The 17,250-nt window shown below is 59.5% G+C and carries 12 protein-coding genes; 5 read left to right on the plus strand and 7 right to left on the minus strand.

Annotated features, from left to right (window positions below; all coding sequences use genetic code 11):
- Positions 1-87 precede the first annotated feature (87 nt).
- Both uvrB and uvrA read left to right on the plus strand, forming a co-directional pair.
- On the plus strand, positions 88-2,085 hold the full coding sequence (gene uvrB, locus ACP26L_RS00700; RefSeq protein WP_426454776.1) for an excinuclease ABC subunit UvrB: 1,998 nt from the start codon (positions 88-90) through the stop codon (positions 2,083-2,085).
- A 22-nt stretch (positions 2,086-2,107) separates the two neighbouring features.
- Positions 2,108-4,993, plus strand: a complete 2,886-nt coding sequence (gene uvrA / locus ACP26L_RS00705; RefSeq protein ID WP_426450545.1) for an excinuclease ABC subunit UvrA — start codon at positions 2,108-2,110, stop codon at positions 4,991-4,993.
- Between the two features lie 196 nt (positions 4,994-5,189).
- On the opposite strand, the gene ACP26L_RS00710 is transcribed toward uvrA, so the two are convergent.
- On the minus strand, positions 5,190-5,777 hold the full coding sequence (locus ACP26L_RS00710) for a TetR/AcrR family transcriptional regulator (protein WP_426450546.1): 588 nt from the start codon (positions 5,775-5,777) through the stop codon (positions 5,190-5,192).
- A 592-nt stretch (positions 5,778-6,369) separates the two neighbouring features.
- Between ACP26L_RS00710 and ACP26L_RS00715 the strand changes: the two genes are divergently transcribed.
- Both ACP26L_RS00715 and ACP26L_RS00720 read left to right on the plus strand, forming a co-directional pair.
- Positions 6,370-7,266 carry an SDR family oxidoreductase gene (locus tag ACP26L_RS00715; protein WP_426450547.1) on the plus strand — a complete coding sequence of 299 codons (897 nt, stop codon included), beginning with the start codon at positions 6,370-6,372 and terminating at the stop codon, positions 7,264-7,266.
- 391 nt (positions 7,267-7,657) lie between these two features.
- Positions 7,658-7,876 carry a DUF2759 family protein gene (locus ACP26L_RS00720; protein ID WP_426450548.1) on the plus strand — a complete coding sequence of 73 codons (219 nt, stop codon included), beginning with the start codon at positions 7,658-7,660 and terminating at the stop codon, positions 7,874-7,876.
- Between the two features lie 227 nt (positions 7,877-8,103).
- Here the strand turns inward: ACP26L_RS00720 and ACP26L_RS00725 are convergent, their stop codons facing one another.
- Complete coding sequence (locus ACP26L_RS00725; RefSeq protein WP_426450550.1) at positions 8,104-9,072, minus strand: sugar phosphate isomerase/epimerase family protein; 969 nt, start codon at positions 9,070-9,072, stop codon at positions 8,104-8,106.
- A 262-nt stretch (positions 9,073-9,334) separates the two neighbouring features.
- On the opposite strand from ACP26L_RS00725, the gene ACP26L_RS00730 reads away from it, so the two are divergent.
- Positions 9,335-9,625, plus strand: a complete 291-nt coding sequence (locus tag ACP26L_RS00730) for a hypothetical protein (protein WP_426450551.1) — start codon at positions 9,335-9,337, stop codon at positions 9,623-9,625.
- 255 nt (positions 9,626-9,880) lie between these two features.
- On the opposite strand, the gene ACP26L_RS00735 is transcribed toward ACP26L_RS00730, so the two are convergent.
- From ACP26L_RS00735 to ACP26L_RS00755, 5 genes are all read right to left on the minus strand, one after another.
- Positions 9,881-11,032, minus strand: coding sequence for an MBOAT family O-acyltransferase (locus ACP26L_RS00735; protein WP_426450552.1), 1,152 nt, complete (start codon positions 11,030-11,032; stop codon positions 9,881-9,883).
- Between the two features lie 173 nt (positions 11,033-11,205).
- Complete coding sequence (locus ACP26L_RS00740; RefSeq protein WP_426450554.1) at positions 11,206-12,126, minus strand: hypothetical protein; 921 nt, start codon at positions 12,124-12,126, stop codon at positions 11,206-11,208.
- 224 nt (positions 12,127-12,350) lie between these two features.
- Positions 12,351-13,547 (minus strand): hypothetical protein, encoded by a 1,197-nt coding sequence (locus ACP26L_RS00745; RefSeq protein ID WP_426450555.1) that lies wholly within the window; start codon positions 13,545-13,547, stop codon positions 12,351-12,353.
- Between the two features lie 7 nt (positions 13,548-13,554).
- Positions 13,555-13,806, minus strand: a complete 252-nt coding sequence (locus tag ACP26L_RS00750) for an acyl carrier protein (protein WP_013913971.1) — start codon at positions 13,804-13,806, stop codon at positions 13,555-13,557.
- Positions 13,807-13,917: 111 nt separating this feature from the next.
- On the minus strand, positions 13,918-17,208 hold the full coding sequence (locus tag ACP26L_RS00755; RefSeq protein WP_426450557.1) for an FG-GAP-like repeat-containing protein: 3,291 nt from the start codon (positions 17,206-17,208) through the stop codon (positions 13,918-13,920).
- Positions 17,209-17,250: the final 42 nt, after the last annotated feature.

The raw sequence follows: 17,250 nt of genomic DNA on the forward strand, positions 1-17,250 counted from the left end.
TTCAACTAAAGTATGTTATCGGAAACGCAGCCGGAAAACTTTAGCAAAACCTACCACTCTTTATAATGAACGGGTGATGAGATGACCATGCATAACGAAGTCGTCGTAAGCGATAAGAAATTTCAGCTCGTATCCGACTTTACCCCCCAGGGTGACCAGCCTGCGGCCATTGAGAGCCTCATCGAGGGCTTCGAGGCCGGCATGCGCTATCAGACCTTGCTCGGAGCAACGGGTACGGGGAAGACCTTCACTGCCGCCCATGTCATCGCCAGGCTGAACCGGCCGACGCTGCTCATGGCGCACAACAAGACGCTTGCTGCGCAGCTGTGCAGCGAGCTTAAGGAGTTTTTTCCGCACAATGCCGTCGAGTACTTCGTCAGCTACTACGACTACTACCAGCCGGAGGCATACATTCCGTCCTCCGATACCTTCATAGAGAAAGACTCCTCGATCAACGACGAGATCGACAAGCTGCGCCACTCGGCGACCAGCGCCTTGTTCGAGCGGCGCGACGTCATCATTGTGGCGAGCGTATCGTGCATCTACGGTCTCGGTTCGCCGATGGAGTACCGCAACATGGTGATGTCGCTGCGTGTGGGGATGGAGCGCTCGCGCAACGATATCCTGCACCGGCTGATCGACATCCAGTATCAGCGCAACGACATGAACTTCGTTCGCGGGACGTTCCGCGTCCGCGGTGACGTCGTTGAGATCTTTCCTGCTTCGCACGGCGAGCATGCCGTCCGTGTCGAGCTCTTCGGGGACGAGATCGAGCGGATTACGGAGATTGACGTCCTGACAGGCGAGATTCTCGGCGAGCGGGACCATATCGCGATTTTCCCTGCATCTCACTTCGTAACGGGGGAAGAGACGATGAAGCGGGCGCTCGTCAACATCGAGCGGGAACTCGAAGAGCGGCTGGAAGAGCTGCGGGGCCAAGGCAAGCTGCTGGAAGCTCAGCGGCTGGAGCAGCGCACGCGTTACGACATCGAGATGATGCAGGAGATGGGCTTCTGCTCCGGCATCGAGAACTATTCGGGACCGCTGACGTTCCGGGAGCGCGGCGCGACGCCTTATACGCTGCTCGATTACTTCCCGGATGACTTCATCTGCATGATCGACGAGTCGCACGTCACTCTGCCGCAGGTGCGGGCGATGTACAACGGGGACCGGGCGCGCAAGGAAGTACTCGTGGATCACGGCTTCCGTCTGCCGTCGGCGATGGATAACCGGCCGCTGCGGTTCGAGGAATTCGAGAAGAAGGTCGGCCAGCAGCTGTATATCTCGGCGACACCGGGACCGTATGAGCTCGAGAAGTGCCCCGAGATGGTACAGCAGATCATCCGGCCGACCGGGCTGCTTGATCCAATCATCGAAGTGCGTCCGACGAAGGGGCAGATCGACGATCTGCTCGGCGAGATCAACGACCGCATCCGCAAAGATGAGCGCGTACTGGTCACGACGCTGACCAAGAAGATGGCCGAAGACCTTACCGATTATCTGAAGGAGATCGGCATCAAGGTCCGCTACCTGCACTCCGACATCAAGACGCTCGAGCGGATGCAGATTCTCCGCGAGCTGCGCCTTGGCGTGTTTCACGTGCTGGTCGGCATCAACCTCCTGCGGGAGGGCCTTGACCTGCCGGAAGTATCGCTGGTTGCGATTCTCGACGCGGATAAGGAAGGCTTCCTCCGGGCAGAGCGCTCGCTGATCCAGACGATCGGCCGTGCGGCGAGGAACTCGGAAGGGCGCGTCATCATGTACGGCGACAAGATCACCGACTCCATGGATAAGGCGATCAAGGAGACGGAGCGCCGCCGCTCCATCCAGATGGCATACAACGAACGGCACGGCATTACGCCGCAGACGATACAGAAGAAAGTGCGCGACGTGATCGAAGCGACGAAGGTAGCGGAGCAGAAGACCGAGTACCTGGCGGACGTGAAGACGAAGATGTCCAAGAAAGACAGGATGAGTCTCATCGAACGGATGGAACAGGAAATGAAGGAAGCAGCGAAGAATCTGCAGTTCGAGCGTGCCGCGGAGCTTCGCGATGCGGTGCTGGAGCTGAAGGCGGAGCTGTAGCGAAGGGAAGGTTGGATGGCTCGTGGCCAGAGACAACATTATCATTAAAGGCGCTAGGGCGCACAATTTGAAGAACATCGACGTCACGATCCCCCGGGACAAATTTGTCGTGCTGACGGGGCTCAGCGGCTCCGGCAAATCGTCGCTGGCGTTCGATACGATCTATGCCGAAGGGCAGCGCAGGTATGTCGAGTCCCTGTCCGCGTACGCGCGGCAGTTCCTCGGCCAGATGGATAAGCCGGATGTGGACTCGATCGAAGGGTTGTCTCCGGCCATCTCCATCGACCAGAAGACGACCAGCCGCAACCCCCGTTCTACGGTAGGTACGGTAACGGAGATTTATGACTATCTCCGTCTTCTCTTCGCGCGGATCGGCCGTCCTCACTGCCCGATTCATAAGATTGAGATCACTTCGCAGACCGTAGAGCAGATGGTCGACCGCATCATGGAATATCCGGAACGCACCCGGCTGCAGATCCTGGCACCGCTAATCTCCGGGCGCAAGGGCGAGCATACGAAGCTGCTGGCAGACATCCAGAAGCAGGGGTTCGTCCGTGTGCGGGTGAACGGGGAGATCCGTGAGCTGTCGGAGAACATTGAGCTCGAGAAGAACAAGAAGCACAGCATCGAAGTGGTCGTCGACCGGATTGTCGTCAAGGATGATGTGCAGACCCGTCTGGCTGACTCCCTCGAGACGGCATTGAAGCTGGCCGAAGGCCGGGTCATCGTCGACGTCATGGAGAAGGAAGAACTGCTCTTCAGCCAGAACCTGGCTTGTCCGGAATGCGGCTTCAGCATCGAGGAGCTGGCTCCGCGCATGTTCTCGTTCAACTCGCCGTTCGGGGCTTGTCCCGATTGTGACGGCTTGGGCCAGAAGATGATCGTGGACCCGGAGCTGCTTGTGCCGAATCCGAAGCTCTCCATCGAGGAGGGCGCATTCGAAGCTTGGGCCGGCAGCACCTCCAACTACTATCCGCAGTTCCTGGCGGCCGTGTGTGCTCACTACGGCATACCGATGGATAAACCGGTCGGTGAGCTGTCCAAGGATCAGATGCAGAAGCTGCTCTACGGAACGGGCGGGGAGAAGGTACGCTTCCGCTACGAGAACGACTTCGGCCATAAGAAAGAAGCGATGGTCGCCTTCGAAGGCATCGTGCACAACCTGGAGCGGCGCTACCGGGATACCTTCTCGGAGGGCATCCGCGAGCATATCGAGACTTACATGAGCGCGAAGCCCTGCGGCAAGTGCAAAGGCGACCGGCTGAAGCCCGAATCGTTGGCCGTGACAATTAACGCCCGCAACGTGGCGCACGTCACTTCCCTTTCGATCGGCGAAGCTCAGAACTGGTTCGATTCGCTGAACCTGACCGAGCGGGAGATGCAGATCGCCCACCTGATCCTCAAAGAAATCCGCTCCCGGCTCGGGTTCCTCGTCAATGTGGGGCTCGATTACTTGACGCTGCACAGGGCGGCGGGCACTTTGTCCGGCGGTGAGGCACAGCGGATCCGGCTCGCGACCCAGATCGGCTCGTCCCTGATGGGCGTGCTGTATATCCTGGATGAGCCCAGCATCGGGCTGCATCAGAGGGACAATGACCGGCTGATCCAGACGCTGGAGCACATGCGTAATCTCGGCAACACGCTCATTGTCGTCGAGCACGACGAAGATACGATGATGGCTGCCGATTACATCATTGATATCGGGCCGGGTGCGGGGATCCATGGCGGCACGGTGGTTGCTCAAGGGACGCCAAAGGAGATCATGGAGGATGCGAACTCCTTGACCGGCCAGTACCTCAGCGGGCGCAAGTTCATCCCGGTCGCTGCTGAACGGCGCAAGCCGAACGGCAAGTGGATCGAGGTACGCGGGGCGAAGGAGAACAACCTGCGCGGCGTCAATGTGAAGTTCCCGCTTGGCGTGTTCGCCTGTGTGACCGGGGTGTCCGGCTCCGGCAAGAGTACGCTCATTAACGAGATTCTCTACAAGAATCTCGCCAGGGAGCTCAACGGGGCGAAGGTACGCCCGGGCGAACACAAGGAGTTCCGGGGGCTCGAGCATCTGGACAAGGTCATCGATATCGACCAGTCACCGATCGGCCGGACGCCACGGTCCAACCCGGCCACCTATACCGGCGTGTTCGACGACATCCGTGACGTCTACTCCACGACGACGGAGGCGAAGGTGCGTGGTTATAAAAAAGGCCGATTCTCCTTCAACGTGAAGGGAGGCCGCTGCGAAGCCTGCCGGGGGGACGGGATCATCAAGATCGAGATGCACTTCCTGCCGGACGTCTACGTCCCATGCGAAGTGTGCAAGGGCAAGCGCTACAACCGGGAGACGCTGGAGATCAAGTACAAGGGCAAGAGCATAGCCGAAGTGCTGGAGATGACGATCGAGGATGCCTGCGACTTCTTCAAGAACATCCCGCGCATCCACCGCAAGCTGCAGACGCTCCTCGACGTAGGCCTCGGCTATATGAACCTGGGCCAGCCGGCTACCACGCTCTCCGGCGGGGAAGCCCAGCGGGTGAAGCTCGCAGCGGAACTGTACCGGCGCAGCACGGGCAAGACGATCTACATTCTCGATGAGCCGACCACCGGTCTGCACATCGACGACATCGACCGTTTGCTCAAGGTGCTTCACCGCCTCGTGGAGAACGGCGAGACGGTGCTCGTCATCGAGCATAACCTTGATGTGATCAAGACGGCCGATTACATTATCGATCTGGGTCCGGAAGGCGGCAGCCGGGGCGGAACGATCGTAGCGACCGGTACGCCGGAGGATGTCGTGAAGGTCGAAGGCTCGTACACCGGCCGGTACCTCAAGCCGATTCTGGAACGCGACCGGGCCCGCTCGGAGGACTACCGCCAGCGGCTGAAAGAGATGGAGGATGCCGTCGTCTCCTAGAGATCGGGATTCATACGTATACCAAAAAGAAAGCTCTGAGAGTCTTAAGCGACTCCAGAGCTTTTTTGGTTATGACGCTGAAGCTGGGAGGGAAGGTAGAGGGCCTGTCGCGGGGAGGAAGACCGACGGGGGGAGAGAGGGGGGGTCTCTCTTGCAAGGTCCAGAGCATCAGGCTGAGCAGCGTTCCGAAACGGTATCAGCTGCGGATACCGTTCCAGAAGATGCGCCAGGCGAGGTGGAGCCGGCGCTCCGCTTCTTCCGGCGGATAGTAGAATCGCTGAATGAAGCAGCCGTCAACCAGGCAGTAATACGAGGACAGAAGCTCGTCTGCGGGAGTGGAACGAATGACTCCCAGGTCTGCCGCTTCACGGAAGATGCGGCAGAGAGGTTCGGAGAGCAGGCGCTCCGATGCGAGGAATCGCGCCTTGATTTCCTGTTCCAGGGCAGGAGGAGGGAACAGGGTCAGGCGTTTGAGGAAGAGAAGCTTTTCTTCGCTGACGTCCTCTCCATGGCAGAAAAGAACCAGCATCCGGAAGAGCTTCTCGTCAGGCGGAGCCGATTCCAGCCGGGCGATCAGCCGGAGAACGGTCTCTACCCGCTCTTGAAGCACCTCGTCGTAGAGATGTAGGAGCAGGCTCTCTTTGCTTCGGAAGTGGGCATAGAACGAAGGCGTCTTGATTCCGACTTCTTTGGCTATATCGGACAACGGTGTGCCTTCATAGCCTTTGGAAGCGAACTCGTGCAGGGCGGCAGCCCGGATTCGGTTGCGCGTCAATGGTGACACCCGCTTTCGGGTAGAGTAGATGGTCACTAGGCCAAGCTGCGGGACAACGGACGCTGTCTGCGAAGCTGCCGCCGCAGTTGAGTCATCAGCCGGGAGAGACGGGGCAGGCGATAGGAGCGTGTCCGAAAGGAAGTTTGGGCAGCGGCGCGGTCGTAGGGGACAGTGCAGCAGGGAGCGGGCGATACCGAATACATGAAGCTTGCACCTCCTAAGATTCAACTTTCTTCAATTATATGTTATATATATTGACATGTAAACTGCAAACTTTAATAGAAAGCGCTCTTATCAATATTATATATTTTCGATATGTGATCATAATTAACACGTGTAGCGATTCCTCGGTAAAAAAAGAGAGAATAGACCACCGGTCCCGGAGCATTCATCACACATCTAATGGGGCAAGCCAGATAAGGATCCAGCTTGCTTCCGTGATGGAGCCCATGCGGGACAAATCGAGCAGAGGGTTCAGGTGCTGTCGGAGTGCTCCATTCAGTCGTACGCCTTGGTAATAACGGGTATCTATGACGAGGATTGTCGGGGTTATCGGCTATATTGTAGGAGAATAAAGCAACGGGAAAGGGTGAATTCATCGATGCTGTCATTACAAGGCAAAGTAGCTGTTGTTGCAGGAGCCACACGAGGGGCTGGAAGGGCGATCGCCGTTTCTCTAGGAGAATCCGGAGCGGTCGTGTACTGTACGGGTAGAAGTGTAAGGGGGCGGCTGTCGTCGATCGGAAGGCAGGAGACGATTGACGAGACCGCAGAGATGGTTACCGCCCGGGGGGGACGGGGGATCGCCGTGAGGGTCGATCATACCGTAGTGGAAGAGGTCCGGGATTTGTTCGTCCGGGTGCGGGAGGAGCAGGAAGGGCGGCTGGATATCCTGGTTAACGACATATGGGGTGGTGAGCACCTGACTGCATGGGGCAAGCCATTCTGGGAATCCTCCCTGGAGGATGGGCTGCAGATGCAGAGGCAGGCCGTGCATTCTCATATGATCACTTCTTATTATGGGGCACCGCTGATGACAGCCCGGGGGCAGGGGCTGATCATTGAAGTAACGGACGGGTTTGATTACCGGTACCGCGGCAATCTCTACTATTCGCTGGCCAAGATCTCAGGGATTCACCTGGCTGAGGCCATGGCAGCCGAGCTGAAGCCTACCGGAGTTACTGCCTTGTCGGTCACGCCGGGCTTTCTGCGATCTGAGCAGATGCTCGACTACTTCGGAGTGACGGAAGAGAACTGGCAGGATGCCATCGCCCAAGAGCCCCACTATGCCGAGTCCGAAACACCCTACCTGCTTGGACGGGGGATCGCTGCCTTGGCAGCCGATCCGAAGTTGGCAGACAAGACGGGCCGTATTCTCACAAGCTGGGACTTGTCAGAGGAATACGGGTATTCGGATATCGATGGCCGCCGTCCGCACTGGGGGCGGTACGCGGCGAAGCATGGACTGTATGACAATCCGGCGATCCCAGGGTCTTGATGAGTGTGTCAGGCGATGCAAAAAAGCCGGCTGGCGGGCGATCCCGTACAGCCGGCTTGTGCGTTATTAGATGAAGATACGTCCTTGGAAGGATAGTAGGTGTCCCAGAAGCACCAACATGATAAACCGGTGCGGCCCGCGGTTATAAATACTCGAAGAAATGGATAATTTATAGGAGCGGGATCTTACAGAACAAAGGAATGGGACTGCTTTCATCGTAACACTTTTCAGAATATCCGACAATCCCTTTGACCCTGTTATACCGAAAACAAGGCTTATCCTGGCCAAAAGATGACAAAGTTGTTACACTTGGGACATGCGGCTTGCACTCCAGTTCGTCTCAGGATAAGATAAGAGTTAAGCATTTTTGTATACTGAAGGAGGTCTCTCCATGTTTATGGCTGCTGAAGCAGGAGCGGCAACGGCCAGCTCGTTTACCGGGTTCGACCCGTTTGTAATCCTGTTCACGTTGGTTATTGCCATCGGCGTGATTCGTTTGCTCGGCGCGAAGAAGAAGAATCCGTTTGCCATCGGCTTTGGGCTTGTGAGTTTGGCCGTATTCGGATTGATGACAGTAGTAATGGTGATGGGCTGGATGGGCCAGCTGTAACCTCTACTGGTGAATAGGCACGTATTGATTCCTGACAAAAACCTCGGACCCCGGCCAAGCCCGGTTCGGGGTTTTTTAGTTTACAGCGGCGAGGAATGGGTGCCGAAAGAGCCGCCGGGCTGGGCAAACTAACAAGGCCATCCAGTTACGTCAAAAAGGAGTGCGTTCCTCTGCGGAAGCACTCCTTTTTCATACTCTAAGCTACCCTATGAAGGAGGGGCGGGTATTTACACCCACCACATCTCGCCGAGCGGCTCCTTGATCAGAACCTGCTGCAGGTTCTGTACGGCCTTCGTGAAGCCTTCCTCAACGGACATCAGGCCGTCTTCATGCTCGATGGACACGACGTAGTCGTAGCCTACCAGACGCAAGGCGGAGATGATGTCAGCCCATACCTTCATGTCGTGACCGTAACCTACGGTCCGGAACTGCCATGCGCGGTCGAGCATGTTGCTGTACGACTGCATGTCCGTCAGGCCGTAGCGGTTGACGTTGATCGGATCGATCGACGTATCTTTGGCGTGGAAGTGGTGAATGGCGCCGGCGCGGCCGAGAATCTGGATCGCCTGCACCGGGTCGATCCCCTGCCACCACATGTGACTTGGATCGAGGTTGGCGCCAATCACATCGCCGGCAGCTTCACGCAGACGGAGAAGGGTAGCCGGCGTGTGAACGGAGAACCCGCCGTGGAGCTCCAGGCCGAACTTGACGCTGCGCTCGGAAGCGTACTTTCCGGTTTCGGTCCAGTAGGGGATGATTTTGTTCGCCCACTGCCAGTCCAGGATCTCCTGGAAATCCGGCGGCCAAGGGGCAACCGGCCAGTTCGGGTACTTCGCGTCGTCGGAATCCCCCGGGCAGCCGGAGAACGTATTGACGACAGGCACTTCGAGCTTCTGGGCGAGGTCGACGGTCTTGACGATCGTGTCGTGCGCTTCCTTCGCGATTGCTTTCTGCGGATGCAGCGGATTGGCGTGACAGCTCAAGGCGGAGATCGTCAGGCCGCGGGATTCCACAGCGTGCTTGAACGCCTTCAGCTTGCTGTCATCGGCCAGCAGCACGTCCGGATTGCAGTGAGCATTGCCCGGGTACGCTCCGGTGCCGATCTCGACAGCCTGCAGCCCCTGAGCCGCAATGTAATCGAGTGCTTCTTCCAGTGGCTTTTGTTGGAACAATACCGTAAATACGCCTAATTTCATAAGGACACCTCCGAGGATTATGTATAAAATGAACGCGTGTACACTAAACAGCTCAATCAAAATTATACCACTCTTTGCCACACTTCTCAAAGTGTGTTTTTCCGACAAAAGCCGGCAGCCCCCTGTCCAAACTTCCTCAAGAAAGAGGGCTTATTTCCCTTTATCCTCGACACCTTTCACGATACTTTGCAGGCGGTTTCCCTTATGATAGTTGTGTCTTTCCCAGGCTTTCCAAATTATCTAGAGAGGGCGGATCGAATACATGAGAAAAGACACTCAAATCGTTGAAACAGCTGTTGGCACATGGCTGCGGTTTCCCGGCAGCTTTAAGAAGCACCAATGTCTCGTTGAGCTGTCCGATCAGCTTTCGCTCGACATCAATTTGAAGTCAGGCCTAGTGCATGTGCATCAGAAGGATGGCAACGACGTGTTCCAGCATGTGGGCGATCTGTGCCTGTCTCCTACAGGAGGCCAGCTGCAGCTCTCCTTCGTGTCCAGTCAGCCTCAGGATTCGCGGAAGGAGCTGCCTCTGGCACAGCCGGACGCAAGCTGAACCCGCATTATGACGCACAGGCATGGCAGGAAGGACGACCGCAGCAGACTGTCTTGGGAATTTGGGCAGGCGGACGAAGCATCGATGGGTTTGGAAAGCGGGGTTATTTTGCGATAAGGCCGTTGGCAGCGAATGATGCCCGGCCGTCCTGGCGGACCTGGTATGGCTAGCTCCGGGAAAGGGGTCCGCTGGGACCGCGAAAAAAGCAGCGTCCGGTTCACGGATCGCTGCTTCTTTTTCATGTTCAGATGACCGTCACCAAGGCCAGTCGAGCAGGCCGCGGTAGATCTTCATCACAACCTCTTCGTTCGGGCTGTACACGATGATGGCCAGCGTGACGATCAGCTGGGTCAGGGCGCAGCGGGCATAGAAGTGGGTTTTGGACACCTTGCGTTTGTTGACCGTCGTACGACCGAGCAGATTCTCGAGGGCAATGAATACGCCGTGGTAGATCCCCCAAAGGAGGTACAGCCACGAGAAGCCGTGCCACAGCCCAATGAGCACCATGATCAGCACGGACAAGCCGGCTGCCGTCCACTTGGTTGGCGTCTGCCTCGAGAAGAAGATGAAGATGTGGTCGCGGAACCAGTCGCCGAGCGTGGCGTGCCAGTTGCGCCAATACTGCGTCAAGGTCGGAGACGAGAACGGCTTCTTGAAGTTCTCCGGCACGTTATAGCCCATAAGCCGCCCGAAACCGACCGCGATATCCGAGTAACCGGAGAAGTCGAAGTAGATCCAGGCATAGAAGACGACCATCAGGAATATCGACTCGTGCGTGTGCAACTCGCCCTCCGACACATGGTTGAAGAGGGAGCTGGCCCAGGTGACGAGCACCACTCTTTTGAACATACCGAGGATGATGCGCTTGATGTTCACCTCAGCTTGTGCCGCATCCACCCGGTAAGGCTGCTTGGCGTCCGCCATAAAGTCGCGGAACTTCAGGATCGGACCCGACGTGAAGGTCGGCAGGAAGAGAATATAATTGAAATAATCGATGACCGGGGCCTTGGCGTCCTGCTTGAAAAAGTAGGCGAAATACAGGGCGTCGATAACCTTAAGCACATTATAGATGATGCCGATGACGAGTGCGGCATCGTACCAGGTGCCGGTAAGAATCTTCATATCGAAGAGCCGCAGCGAGCAGACGATGCCGACATTCAGCGCGATCAGCCCGATGAACCAGGCCAGACGCGCGCGGGTCACAGCACTCAAGAAACGGAAGGCCAGGTAATTGAGCGCCGTATAGCCGAGATAGAAGAAGAACAGCTTGGAGCTGAACACGACGAGAAAACACAGATTGAACGCGAGCAGCAGCAGGCGTTTGTTCCCCTGCCATCTGCGGGTCAGCGCCAGGACGATCACCATGCCTGCAATCGCCAGCACGGCGTTCATGTTGAGATAAAACATCGGGATTCCTCCAGGACATCCAGCGGACATGACATCATGCCGGGCTGCGGCTTCTTCGCCGCACCCATAGCGGGAACTCCGGCCTTGGCAGAGCTCCTAGAAGTCTTCGTAGATAAAGACCCCTTCGCCGGTGAAATAAACGATAACCAAAATCAGCATAGCCAGATACAGGATTACTTCGAGGACTTTGCGAGCGATGCCAGCCATGCATCCACCTCCTTTGTGAATACGGGCGCGCCCTCTTGGCGGCTCAAGTGGACGAGGTCGTGGAACAAGGCCGGATCATAGCCCTGCAGCTTGTCCAGGACCGGCACACCGGCGGCCTGCAGCCGGGCGTTTACCTCCTGCTGGAGACCCGGCATATAGCGCGGGACCTCGTAGCCGCGGTTCCACGGCATCCAGACGACGCGCAGGGGAAGCGACCGTTCTTTCGCATAGGCCAGGATCCAGTCGAGCGCCGCGAGGTTTTCGCGGTAATCGGGCTCCCCCATCCAGCCGAAGCGCTCGTCGTATTCGGCCCACTTTTTGCGCAGCTCCTCATCGGTCTTGTGTCCGAAGTACAGCTCCTTGTCGATCCAGCGGGGCTGGTAAGCGAGCAGCTTGGCCGGGTCGAGCTCTACCGCTCCCGTATACAGCTGGCGGGCGAGCTCGGTACCGGAATCCCGGAAATAATCGCGGTAGGTATACAAGTAAGGCTGGTAAGGCTTCTTGAACCATTGGTAGGTGGGGTCGGTCTCCAGGCTGTCGATCATGGTATGCACATCGATCCCGATGACAAGCTGATCCTCCACCCGAAAGCGTTCCTGCTCGAGGATGGCCTTCAGATCGGTCAGCTTGCCGTAGGACAGCCCCATCTCGATCAGCGGGGACTTCTTGGCCTCCGGCTCGATATAGGCGCCTGTGACAGCCGAGTTGCCGTAGAAGACCGGTCCGTGCGTCAGCCCCAGATGATGGTAGACCGTCTTGGTAAAGTCATTCTTATAGAAACGCCGCGAGGTGACCATGGGGTCCCACAAGCTGACGGCCAGGTCCGTCAGGACGAAGGCGGCCAGCAGCAGCAGCACAAAACTGTTCTTACGAAGAAAAGCCATCATCGCTTTGGAACCACACTTTATCGAGAAGTTGCCGGCCGCCGAAGGGCCGGTAAAGCCAGTTTGTTCCCATAGAAACAGCGGAACCCGCTGCCTGATTCGCAAGGGGTTCCGCCGGCTCTCTATGGCTGCAGGACAGGGGCAGGGTCTGCGGATTGCTCTATCCTGCGGGACATTCATGCCCTGATATCCCTGGTGCTCCTGATGATTGGCCCGAGCCCCAAGGGTTACAGAGCTTTCGCCTGCCAAGCGTGGTACTGCTCACGGAAGGCGGCAGGCCACTGGGCCTCATCCAGGCCGTACTGGGCGAGGAAGGCGAATGCCCAGCGCTCGATGCCGAAGCCGACACACCCGGTCACGGCCGGACGCTTGCCGACCTTGATGTTGAACGCATTGCCGAACGTGTTGCTGTGGAAGTTCACGGACGAGCAGGCGATCGACTTGCCCACGCTTGGCACCGTCAGCCGGAGCTCGTACTTCATCTCCTGATTGCGCTGGAAGGAGGCCTTCACCTGGAAGTCGTTCGTGAAGAACGGATCGTTCGCGATCTCGAGCATACTGTCGACGTTCCACTCCACGGCAAGCTCCTTCAGGTATTCGATCGCCTGGAGACGGTGCTCCTTGACGAATTCCGGCTTGCCGACGAAGATGATCTCCCTCATAGAGAAGTCGAGCAGGCGGCCGAAGTCCGTATGGTTGCGCGACTCGAAGCGGTGGCACTTGGAGATGGCCGTGACGATCAGGCCGTCGCTCTCCAGGGTCTCGTTCTGCAGCCCTTCGTAGCAGTGATAACAGGTCGAAGGGTTCATGGTGAACTTGGGCAGCGGCATGTTGGCGTTCAGATCGAGCTCCATGTCTTCCTTCCAGCCGCCGGCATCGCGGATCGACTGGGAGAAGGCCTCGATAATATCCAGGTCTTCACGCAGGTGCGTCAGGAAGTGGATATGCTCCGGGAAGGAGGTGAAGTGATTCGTTTTGTTCAGCGTCGTGCTGTGGATGACGGCCGGGTACTGCTCTTCGGTCACGCCGGCGAAGCGGCCGGCGATCTTCGAGACGAAGCTGTAGTCGAAGAAGCGCATAAGGCTCGAGAACGGCTCCCGGAAGATGAACAGGCCCGGCTCCAGCACCTTGATGATTTTGCGCTCGGTCAGCTCGGCGATGATGTCGCCTTCATACGGAGTGGCGACCTTATGCTCGAAGAGAATGTTCTCCTTGAAGCCGAAGTCGCCTTGGGAGAAGCGCTCGATGAGCTTGCGGACCCGCTCTTCGATCCCCTCGTTGCCCTTCGGGGAGTTGTGGACGATATGAATGCTGCCGCCCTCCAGGCGAATGTCCGAGATCGTCTCGTCAATGAAGGCGGAGGCGTATTTGAGCTGTCCGTGCTGGCTGGAGGCAAGGCCTTCCAGGGATACGACGCATTCCATGATGATGTTAAGCCCCCTTCTTGGTGTGGATGAACGTCGCAATCTCGCGGACGGTATTCATCGGGTAGAGCATCAGATCCTGGTTCGTCACCGCGATGCCGTAGGTCTTCTCGATGTGGGCGATCAGCGCCGTAGCTCCGATCGAGTCAATGTAGCCATAGTCGAAGAGATGCACGTCGACCGTAAAATCATCGTCGTCCTCTTCGATCTCGTAACGGGTGCGGATATGGGATTCGAGCTCTTGAAGCAGGTCCTGCATGGGAAAGCCTCCTTGAATTGGATATGTACATAATCAAACGGGAGCGGGACGGGGCCAGCGGAGACTGGAGAGCATCCGCATAGGCACCCGTCCGCTCCGGGGATATTCGGGTTACCGGGAAGCAGGGGAGGGAGAGGCCGTCCCTTGGGGGCGGATCGTCAGTGATCCCGCCTCCCCGAAGTGCGTGACCGTATACACGCCGCGCGCTTCATCCCGTTCGACGCGAAGATCGGCGCCATCGAATTCCAGCTTCACGGGACTATACAGCTGGACCTGCTGCATGCCGGCCGCGCCGAAGCGCAGGATACGGCTGTCGTCCCGGGTCTCAAGCGTATAAGGCACGTTCACGCGAAGCAGGTGGAACGCGGCGGTATCCTCCGCCGCAGCCGTCCCCGGCGGGGCGAAGCGGACCTCGGCGCGTTCCGGCACGCCGAAGTACAGCTTGCCGCCGCGCGTATCCCGCACCTCGGCATCCGTGACGGCTTCGCGGCCGGCATAGGCCTGTCCGCGCTCCACGGCGAGCCCCAGCGTGCCACGGTATTCGGCGGCCTGCTGCGGCACATTGGAAGCATCGGCCTCCACGCGGAAGCGGGGCTCCGTGTCCTGTCCCAGGAGACGCTTGATCCGGTCGAAGAGCACCTCACGCCAAGGCCGGTACAGCTTGACCTCGGTGGTCATGGCATTCATGAAGGACCGGGCCATCTGCGTCTCCGTCATGAAGTTATAGCCGTATTGATTGCGCAGTCCGTCGAGGTACGTGACGAACTCGGTTAATTCCCCGACGCGCAGCGGGAAATGATATTCAATATGTTCGAAATAATCGATCGGCAGGTCGAGCGCAGCGAAGGCGTCGAAGAGATCGGTCGTCGCGTAAGTGCCCTTGCGCAGCACCGGTGCCGGTGTATACAGCAACATCGGCTTCGAGAGCATCGGCTCGCCGGAGGCATCGCTCATCAGGAACGGCAGCCCCCAGCTGTACTCGGGCCCGAGCCTTGGGTCATGCTCCGCATAGGAGGGCTTGAAGCCGAAATTGAACCAGATGCCGGCATCCCGTTCGTTGCCCAGCGTCTGGGCCCGGTTCGGGTTGTTGATGCGCCAGGTGTGCTGGTTCGTGCCGGTCAGCTCCCAGGGAATACCCAGCTTCGCGAACGTCTGGCGGTGCAGCGCAATCTCCTGGCGCTCCTGCTCGTCGCTGGTGTAGTTATGGACATAAATGTGCGGATACAGTTCCAGCGCGTTCGAGCGGCTGTAGTCCACAAAGGCTTTCAGCTGCTCCGCGTAAGGGAAGTTTGGAGCGTCGACCGGCTCCGGCATCCCGAACTCGAGCTGCCCGACGATAAGGTCGTCGAGCCCGTCGCCGTTCAGGTCCGCCCAGAGAGGCACGGCATTGTGCCCGCCGACGAGCTCCCGTCCGCCGACCTGATTCAGGGTCGCCGCTTCGACGGCGCCCTTCTCCGTCCAGACGGGGACGGCACCGGAGGAGCCGGTCTGCAGATATACGCGCAGGTCGCCTTCGAGGCCGCCGACGATCAGATCCACCCGGCCGTCCCCGTTCATGTCGTGCAGCGACGGGGCGGCGAACGGCTGGCCGAGGCGGACCGCAGGCTCGCCTCGGCCAAAGCCCTGCACGCCTGTGCCCGCCTGCGGCTGCCCGCGGTACAGCGTCACGGCGCCTGCGCCATCCCCGACCACCAGGTCGGGCACGGCGTCGCCGGTGACGTCGCCCACCGCAGCCGCCAGCGGGGCGGCGCCGCGCAGCACCGCTCCGCCCGCCATAAGCGGGGCGGGCGCGGTGAACGTGCCGCCGGCTTCGCCGTAGGCGGCCGCGAGCGTGCCGTCCGGCCGGCCGATCACAAGATCCGGCCGGCCGTCGGCGTTCAGGTCGTACGCCGCGGCGCTGGCGTACTCGCCCACCGCGAGCGGCTCTCCGCCGGCGAGCCGCAGAGGCGTGCGCGCCCCGAACCGCGGGGGCGCAGCGAGGCCCGCCGGCAGCTGCTGCCCGGCATAGGCCGCGTCGTCCGCGCCCAGGTTCGGGTACGCGCTCAGCGTGCCGTCGGCCGAGCCGACGATGAGGTCTGCCCGGCCGTCGCCGGTCACATCCGCCAGCGCGGGCGCCGCGCGGTACGGCAGCGTGACCGGATCCCCGAGCGACGGGGATCCGGGGTAGAGCGCGCCGCGGATGGCGCCGCCTTCGCCCATGAGCCGGGTGCCGCTCGAGTAGAACGAGTTCGGCGTTTCGCCGGCGAAGGCGGGCTTGTCCTTCGTGCCCGTGTTCAGGTGCACGACCATGCTCTCCTGCCAACGCTGCCAGGTGAACGCGGAGCGGACAAGCGAGAAGGACGGGATCTGGTTGTACTTCTTGAGCAGCTCCGCCCACTGGATCCCTTCGCCGTCGCGGATAGCTTCCATGGCCTCGAAGTGGTTCTGGTGCGCCATGGCGGGACGGCCGTATGGGCCGTACGTCTTCTCGACGCTGTACCCGAGCTTCTCCTTCGACACGAAGGCGGCGTACTCGCTGCGCAGCAGCGCGCTGCCCGCCGCGAAGGAGAAGCTGAACGAGGGCTCGGTCTTCAGCGCCAGCCGGTTGAAGTACTTGGCTCCCGGCACCGGCTGCAGCGAAGCATTGCGCTCAGCCGCGAGCCGGTCGAAGCCGAGCGTGCCGTCCATCCCGCTGATGAGATCGTAGCCGGTCGGATAATACCGGCTGGGCAGCAGGGCCCCGCAGAAGAAGACGGTTCCCTCGCCGTAACGGTTCAGCGTGAAGAGGGCGGTGCCGTCCAGCGTCATCAGAGGCTGCGCCGTGCTTGGGACGATGCCCTGCCCCCAGGAGAAGCCGCTGAGTGTGCCGGCGGTGTCGTGGCGCAGGTATGTCTCGGTGAAGAGGCGCAGCAGCTGCTGGATGCCCTGCTCGTTCAGGCCGACGGCGGGATAGGCAAGCAGGCCCGTATCCTTGTCCGGCGGGGACAGCGCGGCGGCCTGCAGCTTTTCTTTGGGAGGCGCCTTGACGGGCGTCAGGGCTGCCGCGCCGAGCACCTCCAGCGGAAAGTCATCCGCGAATGCATTTTCAAGGAACAAATGCCCGCCCCCGGCGGCATAGTCCGCAAGCAGCCTGCGCTGCTCTTCGGTCAGGTGCCCGTCCAGGTTCGGGTCGAGGACAATCGTGTCGTAGGACCGCAGCTGCCGGGCGCCGAGCCCTTCCAGGCTGCGCCGCTCCAGCTTCAGGCCCGCTGCCGGCGATTGGCGCAGCTGGCTGTAGGCGGCGGTGTCGTAACGGTCGCCTTGCGTGGCGTACAGCATCCGGACCGTGAGTTCCTTCTCGGCGGTCCAGAGCAGAGCCGTCAGACCCGCGGCCAGCAGAAGCAGAACGGCTGCCAGTGCTTTGCGGTGTCGTAGTAGGCTCAATTCATAATCCCCCATACCAGGCTGGGCTTAATTCCTCTGCCA

Origin of the sequence: Paenibacillus sp. S-38 (assembly GCF_049942825.1) — a bacterium.
Classification (GTDB): domain Bacteria; phylum Bacillota; class Bacilli; order Paenibacillales; family NBRC-103111; genus Paenibacillus_G.

Excerpts from the sequence above, each read along its gene's own strand:
- uvrB (WP_426454776.1), top strand. The coding sequence starts at position 88 with ATGCATAACGAAGTCGTCGTAAGCGATAAGAAATTTCAGCTCGTATCC.
- ACP26L_RS00730 (WP_426450551.1), top strand. The coding sequence starts at position 9,335 with ATGAGAAAAGACACTCAAATCGTTGAAACAGCTGTTGGCACATGGCTG.
- ACP26L_RS00750 (WP_013913971.1), bottom strand. The coding sequence starts at position 13,806 with ATGCAGGACCTGCTTCAAGAGCTCGAATCCCATATCCGCACCCGTTAC.
- ACP26L_RS00740 (WP_426450554.1), bottom strand. The coding sequence starts at position 12,126 with ATGATGGCTTTTCTTCGTAAGAACAGTTTTGTGCTGCTGCTGCTGGCC.
- ACP26L_RS00745 (WP_426450555.1), bottom strand. The coding sequence starts at position 13,547 with ATGGAATGCGTCGTATCCCTGGAAGGCCTTGCCTCCAGCCAGCACGGA.
- ACP26L_RS00725 (WP_426450550.1), bottom strand. The coding sequence starts at position 9,072 with ATGAAATTAGGCGTATTTACGGTATTGTTCCAACAAAAGCCACTGGAA.
- ACP26L_RS00715 (WP_426450547.1), top strand. The coding sequence starts at position 6,370 with ATGCTGTCATTACAAGGCAAAGTAGCTGTTGTTGCAGGAGCCACACGA.
- ACP26L_RS00720 (WP_426450548.1), top strand. The coding sequence starts at position 7,658 with ATGTTTATGGCTGCTGAAGCAGGAGCGGCAACGGCCAGCTCGTTTACC.
- ACP26L_RS00735 (WP_426450552.1), bottom strand. The coding sequence starts at position 11,032 with ATGTTTTATCTCAACATGAACGCCGTGCTGGCGATTGCAGGCATGGTG.